Genomic DNA, 18,403 nt, shown 5'->3' on the forward strand with positions numbered 1-18,403 from the left:
GCCCTCGAACCGAGCGACCAGCAGCGATGCTACAAACTGTGCAATGCTTCCATAATGTTGTCCTTCAAATACAGATGCTTCTCGGGTAATACGACTTCCTTGGCACCTGACACCTGAACACCTTGAGTACGCGCTTCTGTCTCTACTGCCTCAACAAATGACATCCTGTTGTCTTCCACATTTACCCTGATGTTATGTACATCCAGCAGATCAAGTATCAGAGTATGGTTTGTCTGTTCCATAGCAGATAGCTCCTTTCAGCATTTTCTCTATTGTGTCATAATGCGTCAGCTTTTGCCATGAAATATTTAACAGGATTTTTTATTTTACAAAAGGATACAAAACCCCGTCTGCCCCTAATTATAAAGGGCTGCAGACGGGGTTCTTCACGGTACAGCGTACATTCCGCTACTTGTTCATTCCGCCCAGGCTCGCGCCTGGAGCAAAGATCCGCTGAATATTGTGTTGCACCTCTGGATCTTCAATTAACGGCGGTGCCTGATGCGGCTTCACCCGGGCATCGATAATGACATTATCACAGCCCCAGTGCTTATGCTCCACTGTACTGTTCACCCCGTAGATATCATGGGAAGGGTTACTCCGGGTGAAGGTCGCCCAGAGGAAATTATTATGATGTCCGGACAGGAAACGGCTGTCATCACACACAATAATCATCGGGCAGGAATCCGGCATTCCCTGAGCTGAGAGCGCAGCACTTAAGCCGGCAAATTCCTGCGCTGCTGCTGAGTAATCTTGGAACGGCTTACCCTGCAGCGCCACAATACCCGGCAGAATCAGCGCCGCCGGCCCCCAGTCCTGCTGCGCGTGCAGAAGCTCCGGCACTTCTGTACAGAGGCTCCGTTTTTGCTCTCCAACCGCCGCAAAAATCACCTTGCTCCCGGTATTTATCCCGGTACCGGAATAATCCAGGGTATCAATGGTTGTATTCGTCTGGAAATGTATATCACGGCGCAGATTAATCCGCTCCAGAATATACGCCAGGAATCCGGGAATATCATGCGTGCTTACCGGGCGGTCCTCTTCCGCTGTAATGAACAGATACTTCGCCAGACTAAGCTGTCCTGTTCCGAGAATCCGGTTAGCAATCGTCAGAAGCTCCGCCGGCTGCTTAAGCTGCTGATACGGTGTATACCGTTCACTGCCGATAGCGAAGAGCAGCGGGTGCACACCGGAAGCGTCTACCGCATGCACCTCTTTGACTCCGGGGACCTCCGATTGGATGGCTCCGCCGGTCAGCTCATGAATCAGCTCGCCGAAGGCGGTGTCCTCTTGCGGCGGACGTCCGACAACGGTGAAGGGGAGAATTGCCCCCTGCTTGGCATATACCTTATGCACCCTCAGAACCGGGAAAGGATGGGTCAGGCTGTAATAGCCCAGATGATCGCCGAACGGGCCCTCCGGCTTGGTCTCGCCTGGATGGATCTCCCCTGTAATGACGAAATCCGCATCACTGCTGATACAGTAGCCGTCCACATAGCTGTAGCGGAAATGGCGTCCGGCCAGCAGCCCGGCGAAGGTCATCTCGCTCAAGCCCTCCGGCAGCGGCATTACCGCCGATAAGGTATGCGCCGGAGGTCCGCCGATGAAGATGCTTACCTTGAGCGGCTCTCCGCGCTTGTTCGCGTGACTCTGATGAATTCCGATGCCGCGGTGAATCTGGTAATGTACCCCGGCCTCCTTATTCAGCTCATACTCATTCCCGCTGATCTGGATACGGTACATTCCAAGATTGGAGTTCATAATCCCCGGCTTGTCCGGGTCTTCCGAATACACCTGCGGCAGGGTGATGAAGGCACCGCCGTCATCCTGCCAATGCTTGATCTGGGGAAGATCAGATAGCTTGATTTCCCCGAAGCCGGCAGGCACACCGCCCTGCTTCTTCAGCGGCAGTGCTTTTCTCGCCGCAAGCGCGGTCCCGGCATACCTGAACGGCTGCTTAAGCGCCTTCATAGGATTACTGCGCAGGGCAATAACGGCCTGCGAGGATTCCCAGGTATCCCGGAAAATGAACTTGCTGCGCTCTATAGTGCCGAACAGGTTCGATACCGCACGGTATTTCGAGCCCTTAACCTTTTCGAATAACAGTGCGGGACCACCTGCTTCATAGACCTTCATATGTATTGCCGCCATCTCCAGATGCGGGTCAACTTCCTCATGTATGCGAATTAAATGGCCGTGCTTCTCCAGGTCAATAATACATTCTTCCATTGTGCGATATGACATGCTTCTACCCCGATCCTACAAAGAATATGAACCTCTATATTATCAATGAGAGCGCCGCCCAGGTCAATCGCCGGGAGATACCTGCAATTTTAAGTAATTTCTTGCCTTCCTCTCCAAGGTGCCTATATTATAATTGTAAACCGGACAGCTCCGGATAAACAAACGGCAAAGGAGCCTTGCAAATGGTCATTAAAAAAGTAACCTGGCTGGAGCTCTTCTACGATCTGCTGTTTGTCGCAGCGGTATCCAAAGCCAGCCATGTGCTGCTGCATGTAGAGGATGAGATCCTGTCAATGGAGACACTGGGCAAATTCGTCCTGATTTTCATTCCGATCTGGTGGGCCTGGGTAGGGCAGACGCTGTTTGTGAACCGCTATGGGCAGGATACATTACAGCACCGGATGTTCCTCATCATCCAGCTGTTCTTCGTACTGATCATGACAGCCAGCCTGTCTGTAGATTTCGACACCAATTATTATCCGTTCCTGATCGGCTATCTCGGGCTGCGTGCCATGACTGCGGTACAATATCATTATGCGCATGCCAGGGAGACCGGCCATCTGCGGAACACGGCCCGCTACCTGGGAACACGCTTCTGGATCGGGCTCGTGATCTCCGCGTGCTCGCTGTTCTTCGACTCCTGGCTCCGGTATGCCGTCCTGTACGCCGGGATTGTGCTGGATGTCTTGCTCCCGCTGACCGGACGGAAGATTCTTGTAAAGACTCCCGCCAACACGCATCATCTGCTGGAGCGCTTCTCCCTGTTTGCCCTGATCCTGCTTGGTGAATCTGTAGTCAGCATTCTTGCCGTTCTGCAGTCCAGCACCTGGACCGGACAATCCGTCAGCTTCGCAGCCTTGACCTTTGTGCTGATTATCGCAATGTGGTGGCAGTATTATGACAACCTGGAGAAAAAGGTTGACCAGCATGTGCAAACTGCCGGACAGACGATTATTTACGGGCATCTCTTTATCTACTTGTCGTTATGTATGCTGGCCGCGTCGATCCAGCTGCTCTTCCTTGACCAGCTTCATTACGGGCTGATGCTGAATTTCATCTTCGGGTCTGTCTTGATCTACTTCGCATCTACAACCCTGGTCTTCCATGTCTACAGGCACAAGCAGCACCGGCTGGGCTTCATGCATCTGGCGCTGCTCACCGCCATCCTGGTCTGCTCCTATGTGCTGGATATCGTCATCCATATGCCGAATACGGTGATCATGGGGGAATTGGCCCTGTTCTTTGCGGTGTATGCGAAGATTACTACGTAGCATAATTAAGTGGAAAAACATCATATAATCCTGCGCGAAACACTTCGTCTGAGGATTTAATTGGAAAAACAGCACTTAATTCCACTGAATATCCGGCTTAAGGAAGTAATCAGTGGAATTAAGTGTATTATTTCCAATTAAATTTGTTAATGAGTCTGTTACGGAGAAATTAAATGTACAAAATCCAACTAAACTTGCGGCGCGCGGCTAAGGAAGGTTGGCGGCCGCGGCTGAGCTACCAGTGAATTCAATCTGATCATAGCTGTAGTAAGCTTGCAGAATCTGCTCCCTGCCATCCATGAACAGTTGGTCAGCTACGCCGCCGGCCAGCTTCGGAATCGCATTCCTCAGGCCGGAGATCGCCGAGGCGGATAAGCCGCAGCTGGCCAGTGCGGAGTAATTGAAGACGAACAAGCCGTGCAGGAGACTCCGCCCGGCTTCATCCCGGCTCTGCAGCGCGAACGCGGAGCTGAGATATGGATGGGCATCCAGCAGCGGATTCGCCGCTCCTGCAGGCGCCTGGTAACGGTCACTCCAGCGGGCGATATGACGCTCAAGCCCCTGCAGCTCCGGCCGCAGCGCCGGATCACTGATCAGCCCGGTGCTGATGATCAGGAAGTCGAAGCTGAACTCCCCCTTAGGGGTTGTGACCTGCACCCCTTCCCCTGACCGGGCAACGCTTAGCCAAGGTGAACCGAGATGCAGGCGGAATCCCGGCCAGGCGGCGGCGCGGGCGAAGGTATCATTCGTCGGCGGCTGGTTGCAGCTGAAGAAATGCGAGATTACCGCATATTTGTCCTCATCCGCGAGGGCATGGAACCGATCAATCATACCGGAACCTTCCATCTGGCGGATAGGGTTGATCTTAGGCAGCTGCTCGCGCCGGACAAACACATGCGCTTCAGCCGCACCTTCATTGAGCGCGAAGCTGGCATTGTCGAAGGCCGAGGCCCCGCCGCCGAGGATGGCTATCCGCTTGCCGCGGAGTACGGCGGGATCGATCTTTTGCGAGGTATGTGCGTACAGATGCTCCGGCAGATTGGCTGAGATCATCGGCGGCACATGCCACTCGCCTCCGCCCTGAATACCTGTCGCCAGCACTATTTTACGTGCGAGCAGCTGCCCCTGCACCGCCCCTTTCCCTTCAACATGAAGCCGGAAAATCCCGTCAGAGCCGGGCTCGATCATCCGCAGGCGCACCTCATTTCTGACCGGCAGCTGCAGCACCTCCCGGTACCAGCGCAAGTAATCCATCCATTGCCCGCGCGGAATTTTGTCCACCTGCTCCCAGGCTTCCGCACCATGCTGGGCTTCCCACCAGGAGCGGAAGGTTAGTGAAGGAATTCCGAGATCTATCGAGGTCAAATGCTTCGGAGTGCGCAGCGTCACCATCCGGGCATAGGTAGTCCAAGGGCCTTCCAGTCCACCTGCATTCTCATCAATAATCAGAATGTTGGAGATCCGTTCGCGCAGCAGGCCGAAGGCAGCACCAAGGCCGCTTTGCCCGCCGCCCACAATTACTACATCGTAGACATGCCCTTCAGTATGCTTCAGAGGATGGACCCAGTCTGTGCCGCCATAGGCAAGATAAGACAAATCGGTCTTCACACGTTCATTCAAGGCTTGCAGGCTCATCATTCCTCAGACCTTTCGCTGGCATCTTTAGGCTGCATATTTACGGCTGTCCCGCAGTGTACCACACCTATACCTGTGGCCACATTATAGCTTTTATCCCCGCATTTTTAAATATTCGCGTTATGTTTATTGTCATCAAAACCAATTTACGCGCTTATAATTGTGAATCAAAACAATATTTCAGCTTTTTTAGAGTATATTCCTTGACACGAAACTTTGCACCTGGCTTAAGCAGCTATTTTCATGTCACTAATATTCACTCTGGAAATCATAAAGAAGTGAAGAAGCTTACTGAAACCGCTCGAAGCAATCATAATTCCGCTGGCGGTGAATCAGGTTGTCCTTGAATTCAAAAACACAGCAGAAATACGCCTTCAGCTCCTGACCTGCCTTGAAGGCTCCGGCGTCTACCGCTACAACAGCGCTCCAGACCACCTCGGCGATCAATGTATTCCCGGCTTCATAAGTATGCTGAATATCATACTTCTGTGAGGAGAGCAGCTTGCGGCCACCCGGCATCCGTTTGAATAACAGCTCACGGTCACTCACGGTAAGCTGGGGCGTTAACGCATTCGGAAATTCCGTCTGCTCAATCTCAGGGTGCAGGATTTGCGCGTAATCGGCCTCGTCTGTCTTAAATTGCTCTGTCAGCTCGAAAAATCTGGTAACTGTCTGCAGCTTCATTTTTCCATCTCCTGTCATCACAACTGAGGATAACCCTCTCTGTAGAATTTCGCCGGACAGCTGTCTTTTTCCTACTGTACTTAGAGCTGTTATTCCGCATTTCGTCTTCATACCTTGAGGGGATAGAGATGCTCATGATTATGATCATTGAATACATAAGCTGACCCCGGCTATATACTTCTGCTGTTCCTCATCTGGTATCATATGTCCGGATTGATCGAATTCAACAACAGCACAGAATGGCAGTTCAGTCCTATATATATGCAGCGTCTCATCTGACAGGTCCGAACCGAGCTCTGCCGTCTTGTTCCTGCCTGCAAACAGTGTGACTGGGATCAGAAGCTCAGGCAGCTGTGCGGAGAAGTCCACTTCCCGGGCATCCCGCGCTAACCCTTGAATGGCCTCCAGACGCATATAGTTCAGAATCGGCACCTCTTGATACACCAGGCTGCTCCAGAAATTCACCGCTTCAGCAGACAAGCTGCGGTGAAGTGGTGGCTGGTCTACAAGAATAAGCCCCTTCATCTGCTCCTGATGCTGCAGACTCCAGCCAAGCGCATAAGCGGCACCACGTGAGAACCCAAGAATATAATAGTTCTCCAGCCTGCAATGCCGCACCACCGCCGCAATATCAGACAGATGGTCCTCCAGCCCATAGCCGGTTGCTGGCGTTGAGCTCAGCCCCCGGCCGCGGAAGCTGAATGCTAACACATGTCCCGGTACATTCGCCAGAAGCGGGATTGCCCGTTCTGCCGGCTCCCATAACCCGCCAATGATTAGCAGCGAAGCTTTACCGGAAGACTGTTTTCCGGATTCCAGAACATGTAACGCCAAGGGGCCATTATGTACAAAGTAACTTTTCAACTCTATCTTCATCCTCCCGCAAGAATTAGTATTTTTCCAACACACTATAAATATGTAACTTACTATTTATTATAATGTTAATGGTACAGCAATATCAAAACTCATGCTGTGACAAAAGGCAGCAGAGCGCAACAACGCGCCCCGGCTTAACCGGAGCGCATAATTCCCTTAGAAACGGGCTACGAAGAACTCACGGTTCGAAGGAACAAACTTCTGGGTGCGCTGCACATTATCCGCATCGATGATTCTAAGCGTGTAGCTTACAGTAGTCAGGGTGCTGATCGTATTAAACTGGGCTACGCCAAATTCATCAAACGGTGCGGTGATAACTGTGCCGGAGCTTCTGGTCAGTGTAGCCTTCCAGTCCTGGGTTTCATAAGGAACGTTATTGTTATTTACCGCGAGCACGATGAAATTGCTGAGAACCTGTTTAATTCTCCGTCTCTTGGGTCTGACCGCCGATGCTTTGGCTTTTTGGGACATAACGAGGCGTTTTGCCAGCAATGCCTTCTTCTCTGACTCTTTCAATTGCTTCACCACTTTCTGTTAGGATACAGTAGTAAATGCATGTCAGGAACAAAGCGAAACTTCTAATTGCCTACTGCTCATTGAAATGTGGTAGTGTCCTATATTCATAGTTTCGTACCCGCCAGGCATCCGGCCGCATATTATGCTCCCATAGAGGTGATCACAGTTATGAGTGACAAGTCATGGGTACAGCAGCATGCAGCCAAGCTTAACCATCCCCTGAAGCATATGATACGCAAGTCTTATTCATCTGCAGCTAATTCTGCAGCGATTCCGGTTATTATCCAGTTCAAGCGTCCGCTCACACCAGCCGGAATGCGGTCGCTGCAGACTCATCTGGGACAGCATGCTTTCAAGGTGAAGCATCATCTGCCGCTGCACCAGGCTGTTGCTTCACAGCTTTCGCTGAAATGCCTGGAACGGATGTGCTGCTGGCCCGGTGTCCGCAAGGTATATCTCGATGGAATCAAGAAAGCTAATCTGAATATTGCCACTCCGTCCATTGGAGCAACTGTAGTAAGACAGATCAAAGGGCTTACCGGTAAAGGGATTAACATCGCCGTCCTTGATACAGGGGTGTACCCGCATCCGGATCTGACCCGGCCCGTGAACCGGATCATTGCCTTCAAGGATTATATCAATCACCGGAAATGCCCCTATGATGATAACGGTCACGGTACACATATTACCGGGGATGCAGCCGGGAACGGCTGGTCGAGCAAGGGGAAATACAGAGGTCCGGCACCGGAGGCAGGTATCGCCGGCATCAAGGTGCTGGATAAGAACGGGGACGGCTACGATTCTACCATTATAAAAGGCATTGAATGGTGCATAGCCAACCGCAGGAGACTGAAGCTGCGCATCCTCTCGATGTCCTTCGGCGGTCCGGTAAACCCCTCACCGAAGGATGATATTCTCGTTCAGGCCGTCGAAAAAGCCGTCAAAGCCGGGCTCACTGTAGTCATAGCCGCCGGCAACAGCGGCCCCGGCCGGGGCACCGTGGAATCACCCGGCATCAGTCCTTCAGCTATCACTGTCGGAGCCGTGAATGACCGCCGCACAGTGACGCAGAAGGATGACCGCATCACCTTCTATTCCAGCCGCGGCCCGGCTCCCGGAGGCAAGGTGAAGCCTGACCTGGTTGCCCCCGGAGATGCCGTCGTCTCCCTGCGTGCCCCCGGCTCTGTACTGGTCCGTGAGTTTCCGGGCAACAAGGTCGGCAAGCGGTACTTCAGGCTGTCCGGCACCAGCATCTCTACTCCGATTGTTTCCGGCGCCGCGGCACTGCTGCTGCAGCGCAGTCCCGGCCTGACTCCCGGGCAGGTGAAGGCGCTGCTTAAGCGCAATGCCTTCCCGCTCGGCCTGAAGCCCAATACCGCCGGAAGCGGCGAGGTGAATGTACGGTTCCTGAACCGGAGCTGCCTCTTCCCGCACTCACCAAATAAACCGCTCCGATGAGCGGTTTATTGTTCATTACCCTATCCGTTTAACTGCTTGCGCCAGCTCTCAGCTAAAATATTTCTCATAACAGATGCATTCATGCACCCGTTTGAACCGGCTCCGGACAGCTTCACGGTCCGGGCCAGTGTAATGGGCAAAGGTATAGACAGGCCGCAGCCGGGGCAGATTTGAGCTGATGGTTCCTTCGATTTCTTCGTCCCCCTCCAGATATACATGCAGATAAGAATCCGCCTGGATGAACTGATTCCTTCCGTACCAGTTCCGCACCCACAAATCATCTCTGGTCCAGGCCTCCAGACGGTTCAGCCCTTTCTCCCTGGACATCACTTCAGCTGCTGCCAGCAGCTGATTGCCGGTGCCTTGTCTGCGGTAATCGGGATGAACAGCAATATGCCAGAGCATTCCCCCCAGCCCTGTCCCTCTCGAACAGACGGTCCGTTCCTCCGTTTCATATTCAATATCCAGCAGACCGATGATCTGCCCGTCCGCAACTGCAACCAGCTCAATCGCCGGATAGTCATAGCGTTCTTTTTCCCGGAGGACATTATCATAATAAGCCGTATCCAAAAAAGCCAATGTTCTGCAGCGCACCCAGCCTTGCTCATCCTCGGGTGTATAAGGTCTGATTTCTATTCTGACCGCCTCTTTTCATTTATTCTAACTGCTTATTTTCAGAACCATTTCCTTGTCCAGGTGACTGAACCCCAGCTTCTCATACACCGCTTTTCCATCTGCCGTGTAGTCCAGGAATATTTCAACGATCCCCAGACTGCGTGCTTCTTTGAAATGCCCTTTTTTCCTGAGGGATTTCCTAAGGTAGGCAGAGTCTCGTAAGTGCTCATAAGTGCAATAGAGAGGATAACATTATGTTCAGTGGCGAGATAACCGACAAGCCTGCCGTTTGTAAGGTTTACGAGTAAATAGGAAAGAGTATCCTCTTTTTAAGCTTAGACGTCACTGCGGTGAACATTTGGACTTCCGGCCGCTGTTATATTTGGATTTCCTGATTATATCCGCTGTTCGCGGTAGAAATCCAAATATAAAGGCGATCGCTATCGCTCCTACAGTTCCAAATTTCCCCTTCGCTCCTTTTTACTTTTAGTTAGGTTCTTTTGTGCTTTTTATATAGGCAGCAATATATTACATATTTCTGGATATGTCTATGATAATTAGCAGTTATAATAAGTAATAGATTTCTAACTTTTACTGGGGGAATGTCTATGAACATCCGCAAAGCTGTACCCGATGATGCCGGAAAGCTGGCTGCTTTGATGAAGGAGACTTTTGACACAGAAATGCGGCGCTGGCTGCCCGGTGAAGAGGTACAGGACAGCAACCTGCGGCCGCCCGGTTATGATTCAATAGAGCAGCACAGGTATGCCATAAGAGAATCCGAATATTACGTGCTGGAAGAAGAGGCAGTGATCATCGGCGGAGCGAGCATACAGCAGACAGGCAGGCATGCCAGAGTTGATAAGATTTTTATTGATCCGCTCTGCCAGGGCCGGGGGTACGGTTCGATACTTCTGGCCTACCTGGAAGAGCAATACCCTGAAGCCCGGGCCTGGAAGCTGGAAACCTCCAGCAGGCAGCTAAACAATCACCGATTCTATGAAAAAGCCGGATACACGCGAATCTATGAATCTCACGGAGAATTCGGATATGAAAAGCTTGCTGACCCGCTGCCTGCTGCCGGGGAGCAAGGCCCCAGCTTCATTGATCGGCAGCTCTCACAAGCCGAGTTTGAGAACTGCGTCATGAGCGGAGCTGATTTCTACAATATAAATCTTGCGGAAAGCAGCTTCAATAACAGCAATCTGTCCGGATGCGTCTTTACAGACAGCAATCTTCAGGATGCCAAATTCACAAACCTTAATCTGTGCAATACACTGATTGCCGACTCGAGATTAAGCGGCAGCGAAATCGCTCTGGTCGCCCTTGACGGTGTATATATTCACGATACCAGCCTGGGAACCTCACGCAAGCCAGCCGTATTCGAGCGCTGTGATCTTAGCGGGAGTCATTTTCTCGGCTGTGATCTGACTGGTGTAATTCTCTCACAGTGTGATCTCTCCGGCATGCGGATTAACGGCATACCCGTCGAAGAGCTGCAGGAAGCCTATGTTCGAGTGAACAAGGCTTAAGGGCCCGCGCAGTATCAGTTGCCTGATAAATGCGGCCACAGCACCCGTGCCCATGCCAGCAGTGTCTCATCTTCACCGAAGCTGCCGATACACTGGATGCCAAGCGGCATATTCCCGATCGTTACAGCAGGAAGGCTGATGGACGGCAGACCGGCGAAGCCCCAGACGGCAGGCATGCCGGACCAGCCTGTGTTCATCTCCTCTACTCTAGGAGCAGTCCCGCCTTGAGCGGGTGAGATCCACAGGTCTATTCCCTCCCCGGCCATAAGATCCTTCAGTCCGGCCCGCAGCACCTGCTGCCCATTACGGTAACCGTCCAGCTCCTCCTCAGAAACTTCCTTGCCTCTCAGAATGGCATCATGGACCGGACGGCCGTAGTCCTGTGCATGCTTCCCGAACCACTGCTCATGGCCCCGGGCCAGCTCTCCTTCAATAAAGCGCAGCATTGCATTCCCATAGATGAATTCATCCTCCCAAGGCATCTGGACATTGCGGATTTCATAACCCAGCTGCTCTAGTGCAGCAATCCGGTCGAGAAAGGCCGCTTTGACTTCCGGGCTCATCAGCTCCATATATACTCCCTTGGGGATGCCAAGTACCGGTTTACGAAGGGCATCCTCAGCCCGGGCCTGCCAATCCGGTACCAGCAGGGCAGCAGCATACTCCATCCCGGGCAGATCCTGCGTGAAGAAGCCTATGGTGTCCATTGAAGGTGAGAGCAGCAGCACACCATCCAGCGGAACCCGGCCATAGCTTGGCTTGAAGCCCACGATTCCGCAAAAGGAAGCCGGAGCAATCACCGAACGCAGTGTCTGGGTACCGACCGCCAGCGGACAGATGCCAGCAGCCACCGCTGCGGCAGATCCGGCACTGGACCCGCCGGGAGTATGGTCCGGGTTATGCGGATTCCGGGTAGCAACCGGTCCGTTATAGGCAAATTCCTCGGTCACTGTCTTCCCTGCAATGAACGCGCCCAGTGCCCGGAGCCGTTTGACGAGGCTTCCTTCCTCTCCGGTGATCAGCGCTGGCGGCAATGGCGAACCTGCACGGGTCAGCAGGCCATCTGCATGCAGCAGATCCTTAACAGCAACAGGAACACCGAATAGTGGAGGAAGATCTTCCGCAGAACTGCAGGACTGCAGCAGCAGATTTTTGTCCCGGGCAAGACGTTCTTCCGCATCGGGTTCCGCAACAAAAGCATGAATCTGCGGCTCGACTATTCCGAGGCGCTGCCGGAAACGGTTAAGGGATTCCTCAAGCAGACCGGCGGGTTCACCCCGGCTGTTCAGCATGTCCGTCAGAGAGGCTTGTTTCAATAGCATAAGATCAGCTCCATGGAAGATTATGTATAACACTTTTCTAATTACGGCTGGCAGCATAAAAAGGTGTCAAAAAAGTTAGAAGGCCCCCGGCAGGCGCTTCCGCACCAGGGGACCTTCAGCATCAAGCATCAGCTTCATGAGCGCAGGTTCATTCCTCTCCGCTTTTTTTATACTCCTCCAGCTTCTGGTTCAGCACCTTGGCTTCTCTTTTCCCGTCCATATGCATCATGGCGTACACCATACTTTTGACCACAAGAATTACGATAACAAACGGCACCAGCACACCTTTATCCATCAGCGGACCATCAGCGAAGAACCACAGCCAGAGGATTACAAAAACATCAGCGAGAATGAAGAAAACATAAAAGCTGATCGTTTGTACCCTTTTCTCCACCTCATGTGTATTCACCAAAGCATACCGGAAGCAGGTAAATGCCGAAGCGCCTAAGAACAGCTGCAAGAGCAGCGAGCCGTTAACTGTCTCCTTAGCGTTCAATGCCAGTACAGCCGCCGCCAGAACCATAAGAAATCCGCAAGCTGTTAACAGATCCTTCACGAAAAAAGAGAGATATTTACCGGTCTTGATCATCGTAAGCCCTCCTATAAACCTAATTTTCGCTTCAGCACAGGGACGTATTGTCTGGAGATATAGACCTTCTCACCGTTATGCAGCAGCGCCTCGTATCTTCCATAGAGCACCGGGCTGAGGGATTTGATCTGGGCGATATTCAGGATAACCGATTTGGATGCCCGGAAAAAGCCGCCGTGCCCGTAATCCGTCTCCAGCTCATACAGCTTCAGCCTCGACTCGTACACCAGCTCATGGCAATAAATGAATACCTTATGGTCGACCGCCTCGAAGTAATACACATCCCGGGGATTAATTACATGCAGCTGCGAATCAGTCATACCGATCAGCTTCCTTGTGCCTCCATTCACCGAGTAGATCAGCCTCAGCAAGGATTCATCCGGATCATTACACCTAAGAATAATTTCAGGCTCCCCGCCCTCCGGAACGTTCTCAATGGTAATCTTCATCGTCCATCGCCTCCTGCGCTTCTCCTTACATTTACAGTATATTTTTGTAGGAATCCTTATACAATGGCCTTTGCATAAGCTGCGCTGCAGCGGACCCAACTTACATTTTTGGCGGTTCAGGCTACCGCATTACATACCAAAGAACCCCACAACGTGGGGCCTCAGCTTCGGTATATAGAGTATGACGGCTCCCCTGCACACTATTGTGCCAGCTCTGCCCAAGTCCCGTTCAGCCACTGTGCAAACTTCGCTTTCTCCTCGAATTGCGGATAGTGGGCCGACTGGTCGAATACCACGAACTCCTTCTGCGGCGCCTTCAGCTCCTCCAGGTACCGGCGCGCTTCGTTCACCGGGGTCATAAGGTCATATTTACCCATCACGAAATAAACGGGAATATCGATCTCCTCCACCATCTCCGTGAGGTCACTTTTGGATACTTCCGGCATTAGTATAGTCTCAGACATCATATTCCCCTTGAAAAAGCGGACGGCATCCAGCAGATTATATTCCGTGCCGAATAGCAAACCTTTGAACAGATCGGATACATCGTCAATCTGCCGGGCTGAACCGCCGTATTTCCTGATGGTGTCACGCGGGGTGATCTTCTCGCCAGCAGTAACCGGTCCTCTTAGCAGCTCCAATTGATCCGCCTCAGCATCATTGCCCGCAAGCTTCGCCTGATCTATGACAAATTGCAGACTCTCCAGCTCACTGCTCACCCAACCAGCCATCTGGCCGATTCCAATATAGGCACTGAACTTGTCCGGTGCCTTATCCGCTGCCTGCAGCGCAATGTATGTCCCGAAGGAGTGGCCGATCAGCAGCACCTTCTCCTGGCCGAATTCCTGCTCCAGCTCATCCGTCAAGCTCAGCAGATCCTCCACCAGCACGTCCGCAGACAAATCCGAATAATCCTCCGAGAAATGATAGGATTTGCCGCTGCCCCTCTGGTCATACTGGACAACGGTGAAATTCTGCTCCAGCAGATCCTGATATTTCCGTACATATGGAGTCTCAGGCACCCCCGGCCCGCCATGCACAAAAATCACCAGCGGATTGCTCCGGTCCCGCCCGCGGATCATCACCTCCTGCTTCGTACCATTGATAGTCACTTGCTTAAGCATGCTGACGCTGTTGCTTCCTTTAATGCCCGGAGTCCATGTCGGAAACACCAGCCCGATTCCAATAAGCATTACTATCAGCAGCAGGCCTTACATTAACAGCCTCAGGGCTGTCTTCAGTTTAGTCCTTTTTTTCTTCAAATCCCGAATCCTCCTTCAACGCGAAAAAAAACCAATTTACCCACCTTATCACAAGAGAGGGTAAATCAGGTGTGATTAAGTTCTCTGCGGGGCAGCCAACCCAAGCTCACTGCGGAGATACCTCCCGGTATAGGAGGCCTCCACTTCCGCGACCTGCTCCGGTGTTCCTTCAGCAACCACATAGCCGCCCTGGTCTCCGCCTTCCGGGCCCATATCGATGATGTAATCAGCAGACTTGATCACATCCAGATGGTGCTCAATCACCAGAACGGAATGCCCGGAATCGACCAGTTTGTTCAGCGCCACCAGCAGCTTCTTGATATCCTCCAGATGCAGTCCCGTAGTCGGTTCATCCAGAATATACAGGTTATGTGCGCCTTTCTTAATCTTGGCCAGTTCATATGCAAGCTTCACCCGCTGCGCCTCGCCGCCGGATAAGGTGGTTGAGCTTTGGCCGAGGGTCATATATCCCAACCCCAGTTCATTCATAGTAGCAAGCTTGTGCTTGAGATATTTATGCTCCTGGAAGAACCCGGCCGCCTCTTCTACAGTCATGTCCAGCACATCTGCTATACTTTTGCCGCAGATTTTGATATCCAGGCCTTCTTCCGAGAAGCGTCTGCCTTTGCAGACCGGGCAGAGTGTCTCTATATCGGCCATGAACTGCAGGTTCGTGACCAGAATTCCGTCACCTGCACAATACTCGCAGCGGGTACCGTTCGCATGAGTCAGGCTGAAGTCAACCGGCTGATAGCCGCGGGCATCCGCTTCAGGCTGCATGGCATACAAATCACGGATTTTATCATAGATTCCGATATAGGTCGCCGGGTTAGACTTGCTGTTGCGCCCGATAGCCGTCTGGTCAATGTTGATAAGATGATTCAGCTGGTCCGCCCCGAACAGAAAGTCATGCTCCCCTGCTACAATCCGGGCTGAGGTCTTGTCAATCCGCAGCTGCTTCGCAAGAATCCCGTGAATCAGCGAGCTTTTGCCAGAACCTGAGACGCCTGTAACACAAATCAGTACCCCGAGCGGGATATCAAGGTCCACGTTCTTGAGGTTGTTCTCACGCGCCCCCTGGATGGACAGGAACCCATCACCAAGCTTGCGGCGCTGTGCGGGCACGGGAATGAATGCCTTTCCGGATAAATACCGGCCCGTAACCGATTCCGGTTGCCCCATCATATTGTCCACGCTTCCGCAGGCAACTACATTCCCGCCATGGATGCCCGGGCCGGGGCCGATTTCAATCACATGATCCGCGCTGCGGATTGTATCCATATCATGCTCCACTACAATCACGGTATTTCCGAGATCACGCAGCTTCTTCATCGTACCAATGACCCGGTGGGAGTCCCGCGGATGCAGTCCGATACTCGGCTCATCCATAATATAGAGCATGCCCATCAGCTCGCTGCTGATCTGCGTGGACATTTTGATCCGCTGCATCTCACCGCCCGAAATACTGTCACTTCTCCGGCCAAGACTGATATAATGCAGTCCGATCTCAATCAGCAGCGAGATCCGGGTCTGCAGCTCACGGACAATGGTATCCGCCACCTCACCGACATTTGGGCCGAAGCTTAATGAGTTCAGGAAGCCCAGCAGTTCATGCAGTTGCATCCGGCTAAGCTGGTCAATATTCTTATTCCCTACTGTAATCTGCAGCCGCTGCCGCTTGAGTCTCGCACCGCTGCATTCCGGACAGACCTTCTCGATCATACAATCTTTGATGAATGCCGGCTCAAAGGCTTCCGACGTCGAGGATTTGCGTATGTAATGCTTGTACCAGCTCTCCATCTCCTGGACAAAGCCGCCAAACGGCCGGTCCCGCCCGGTCATCCAGTTCTTTTTGGCGGAGAAGGGCGGCTGAAGCATCGGAACCAGCTCTCCCTTGGTCCCATAGAAAAGCAGGTCATGAATTGAAGACGGAAGCTCATGGAAGGGTGCATCCAGACTGAAGCCGTATTTCACGGACAGGCTGTACATCAGCACTGTACGGTAACTGTCCTTGCCTGCAGGATTGAATACAGTGCTCTTCAGCGCCCCTTTGTTAATGCTTTTCTCCGGGGCTACTACTAGGAACCGGGGCTCCACCACAAAGGACATTCCGACACCGAGGCAGGTGTGGCAGGCACTGGCCGGGGTATTGAAGGAGAAATGGAACGGCTGCATATCACAGAGGAAGAAATGATGCTCCGGGCAGCCGAAATGCTCATAGAACCCCTGCGTTATGCTCTCACCTGCCCCGCCGATAATCTCCACCTTGACCATAATATCCTCATCCAGTGACAGCATTGCCGATTCAATGGATTTGGTCAGCTGTATATAGGTTTCATCCTTTAGGGTGAACCGGTCAATAATCATCTCTATCCGGTATACCCGGCTCTCATCCGGCTCCCAGCCTTCCGCCAGCGATAAAGGCACGCCATCAACCAGCAGATGCTTGAAGCCTTTGTCCCGCAGCTGCTGAAAGGTGTAGCTGTAATCCTCACCATAGATTTTATAGACCGGAGCGCGGAGTTCTACGACGGTCCCTTTCGGCAGCGAGGAAATATGCTCGGCAATCTGGGCAGCGGATAATTGACACAGCAGTTTGCTGCATTCCGGACAATGACCCGTACCCGCCGTAGCGAACAGCAGCCGCAGATAATCGTTGGCATCCGTAACTGTACCTACGGTGGAGCGGGGGTTATGATTGCCTTTTTTCTGCTCAATCGCGATTACCGGAGACAGCCCCCGTACAGAATCCACTTTCGCTTTCTTCAGCTGGCTGATACGGCCCTTGGCGAAATTCGAAATCGAGTCGAGAAATCTCCGCTGGCCTTCTCCATAAATGACATCAAAGGCGAGCGAGGATTTACCCGAGCCGGACACACCTGTAATCACCGTTAACTGGTCACGCGGGATCTCCACAGATACATTCTTAAGGTTGTTCTGCCTGGCCCCGGATACTTCAATCGTTGTGCGGATGCTCACTGGCTGATTCCTCCTTGTTCTTCATCTTTTACGGGATGTATAAGTAGCCGATCTCTTCAACTGCCGGCCTGCTTTTGGGCGTAATACGGATCGTTTGCGATACCTTTTCAATAATCCCCTTATCCGCCAGATACTCCAGAATATTGATTAGTAAATGAGTGTCCAGCTTAAAATGCTTCGCAAGCATCGTCATCGTTCTGATCTCACCATCAGCGAGATAATCCAACACCGGTTCCTTCAGCATATCAAGCTTCCCGTCAATAAACCGGCTAATCCCCCCGATCGCCGTGCCGATATCCTCTTGGCTCATCCGGCGGGACATTGCCTCAGAATACAGCGGGGCCATTAATTCAGGCTTCCTGTCCATTACTGTAAGAATGGATTCTCTTATTGGGGGTTCGCCTTGTGAGCTGAGCTCCATCTTGGCAATCTGATCCGCAGCCTTCAGCAGATAATACTGGGCATAGAGCAGATCCTTCCGCACAGTGAGCCATTTCCGGCTTTTATCGAACAGATCAATCAGTTCACAGGCATCCCTTAATAAGGACAGGGCAATATCATGGCTGCCCAGCTTCTTGAACTCTTCGAAATACTCGTAAAGGCTGTCATCCGCCGAATACACGATCTGTCCCTTGGCAAAATACGATTGAGGAATAGAGCCTCCTACCATTTTCTCAAAGCCTCTCTTAAATTCACTTCTGGCAAACAGCTGCACATTGATTGTAATCCCATCCTCAACAAGGCAGTATCCATGCTGCTGAAGCAGCTGGTCGCGGACAATAACAGCCATATCGATATCGCTCCGCTCCCACACCTGATCGTAAGCAAGGCTGCCGCAGACAATCACGGCTATGACGTTCGGATCACCTTTTACTTTGTCCACAAAGCTCTCCGCTGCGGCTGTATAGCGGCTCTGCAGCTCAGCATGCACACTGGCTTCCATAATGTTGTACCTCCACCTTCAGTGCCCG

At 52.3% G+C, this 18,403-nt stretch carries 16 protein-coding genes; 3 read left to right on the forward strand and 13 right to left on the reverse strand.

Going from position 1 to position 18,403, the window contains the following annotated elements:
- Positions 1-29 precede the first annotated feature (29 nt).
- Both LOS79_RS13775 and LOS79_RS13780 read right to left on the reverse strand, forming a co-directional pair.
- Positions 30-242: a hypothetical protein gene (locus tag LOS79_RS13775; protein ID WP_315420640.1), complete on the reverse strand. Its 213-nt coding sequence runs from the start codon at positions 240-242 to the stop codon at positions 30-32.
- A gap of 166 nt (positions 243-408) precedes the next feature.
- Positions 409-2,244: a UbiD family decarboxylase gene (locus tag LOS79_RS13780; RefSeq protein WP_315420642.1), complete on the reverse strand. Its 1,836-nt coding sequence runs from the start codon at positions 2,242-2,244 to the stop codon at positions 409-411.
- A gap of 182 nt (positions 2,245-2,426) precedes the next feature.
- Here LOS79_RS13780 and LOS79_RS13785 point away from each other — a divergent pair, with 182 nt between their 5' ends.
- Positions 2,427-3,515 carry a low temperature requirement protein A gene (locus tag LOS79_RS13785; RefSeq protein WP_315420644.1) on the forward strand — a complete coding sequence of 363 codons (1,089 nt, stop codon included), beginning with the start codon at positions 2,427-2,429 and terminating at the stop codon, positions 3,513-3,515.
- 207 nt (positions 3,516-3,722) lie between these two features.
- Here the strand turns inward: LOS79_RS13785 and LOS79_RS13790 are convergent, their stop codons facing one another.
- The 4 genes from LOS79_RS13790 to LOS79_RS13805 form a co-directional block, all read right to left on the reverse strand.
- Positions 3,723-5,150: an NAD(P)-binding domain-containing protein gene (locus tag LOS79_RS13790; RefSeq protein ID WP_315422214.1), complete on the reverse strand. Its 1,428-nt coding sequence runs from the start codon at positions 5,148-5,150 to the stop codon at positions 3,723-3,725.
- Positions 5,151-5,438: 288 nt separating this feature from the next.
- Positions 5,439-5,834, reverse strand: coding sequence for a nuclear transport factor 2 family protein (locus LOS79_RS13795; RefSeq protein ID WP_315420647.1), 396 nt, complete (start codon positions 5,832-5,834; stop codon positions 5,439-5,441).
- Positions 5,835-5,978: 144 nt separating this feature from the next.
- Positions 5,979-6,668: an alpha/beta fold hydrolase gene (locus LOS79_RS13800; protein WP_315420649.1), complete on the reverse strand. Its 690-nt coding sequence runs from the start codon at positions 6,666-6,668 to the stop codon at positions 5,979-5,981.
- A 198-nt stretch (positions 6,669-6,866) separates the two neighbouring features.
- Positions 6,867-7,226, reverse strand: coding sequence for a hypothetical protein (locus tag LOS79_RS13805; protein ID WP_315420651.1), 360 nt, complete (start codon positions 7,224-7,226; stop codon positions 6,867-6,869).
- 168 nt (positions 7,227-7,394) lie between these two features.
- Here LOS79_RS13805 and LOS79_RS13810 point away from each other — a divergent pair, with 168 nt between their 5' ends.
- Complete coding sequence (locus LOS79_RS13810; protein WP_315420654.1) at positions 7,395-8,684, forward strand: S8 family peptidase; 1,290 nt, start codon at positions 7,395-7,397, stop codon at positions 8,682-8,684.
- Between the two features lie 48 nt (positions 8,685-8,732).
- Here LOS79_RS13810 and LOS79_RS13815 read toward each other — a convergent pair whose 3' ends face one another.
- On the reverse strand, positions 8,733-9,320 hold the full coding sequence (locus LOS79_RS13815) for a GNAT family N-acetyltransferase (protein ID WP_315422216.1): 588 nt from the start codon (positions 9,318-9,320) through the stop codon (positions 8,733-8,735).
- A 587-nt stretch (positions 9,321-9,907) separates the two neighbouring features.
- Between LOS79_RS13815 and LOS79_RS13820 the strand changes: the two genes are divergently transcribed.
- Positions 9,908-10,831: a GNAT family N-acetyltransferase gene (locus tag LOS79_RS13820; protein WP_315420657.1), complete on the forward strand. Its 924-nt coding sequence runs from the start codon at positions 9,908-9,910 to the stop codon at positions 10,829-10,831.
- Between the two features lie 14 nt (positions 10,832-10,845).
- Here the strand turns inward: LOS79_RS13820 and LOS79_RS13825 are convergent, their stop codons facing one another.
- The 6 genes from LOS79_RS13825 to LOS79_RS13850 form a co-directional block, all read right to left on the reverse strand.
- Positions 10,846-12,153: an amidase gene (locus LOS79_RS13825; RefSeq protein WP_315420660.1), complete on the reverse strand. Its 1,308-nt coding sequence runs from the start codon at positions 12,151-12,153 to the stop codon at positions 10,846-10,848.
- 148 nt (positions 12,154-12,301) lie between these two features.
- Positions 12,302-12,742 carry a hypothetical protein gene (locus LOS79_RS13830; protein ID WP_315420661.1) on the reverse strand — a complete coding sequence of 147 codons (441 nt, stop codon included), beginning with the start codon at positions 12,740-12,742 and terminating at the stop codon, positions 12,302-12,304.
- 11 nt (positions 12,743-12,753) lie between these two features.
- On the reverse strand, positions 12,754-13,191 hold the full coding sequence (locus LOS79_RS13835; protein WP_315420664.1) for a LytTR family DNA-binding domain-containing protein: 438 nt from the start codon (positions 13,189-13,191) through the stop codon (positions 12,754-12,756).
- Positions 13,192-13,391: 200 nt separating this feature from the next.
- Positions 13,392-14,384 (reverse strand): alpha/beta fold hydrolase, encoded by a 993-nt coding sequence (locus LOS79_RS13840; protein WP_315420667.1) that lies wholly within the window; start codon positions 14,382-14,384, stop codon positions 13,392-13,394.
- A 144-nt stretch (positions 14,385-14,528) separates the two neighbouring features.
- Positions 14,529-17,432, reverse strand: coding sequence for an excinuclease ABC subunit UvrA (uvrA, locus tag LOS79_RS13845; RefSeq protein WP_315420669.1), 2,904 nt, complete (start codon positions 17,430-17,432; stop codon positions 14,529-14,531).
- Between the two features lie 28 nt (positions 17,433-17,460).
- Complete coding sequence (locus tag LOS79_RS13850) at positions 17,461-18,375, reverse strand: nucleotidyltransferase domain-containing protein (RefSeq protein ID WP_315420672.1); 915 nt, start codon at positions 18,373-18,375, stop codon at positions 17,461-17,463.
- Positions 18,376-18,403: the final 28 nt, after the last annotated feature.

This window comes from Paenibacillus sp. MMS20-IR301 (assembly GCF_032302195.1).
Lineage (GTDB): Bacteria > Bacillota > Bacilli > Paenibacillales > Paenibacillaceae > Paenibacillus_AQ.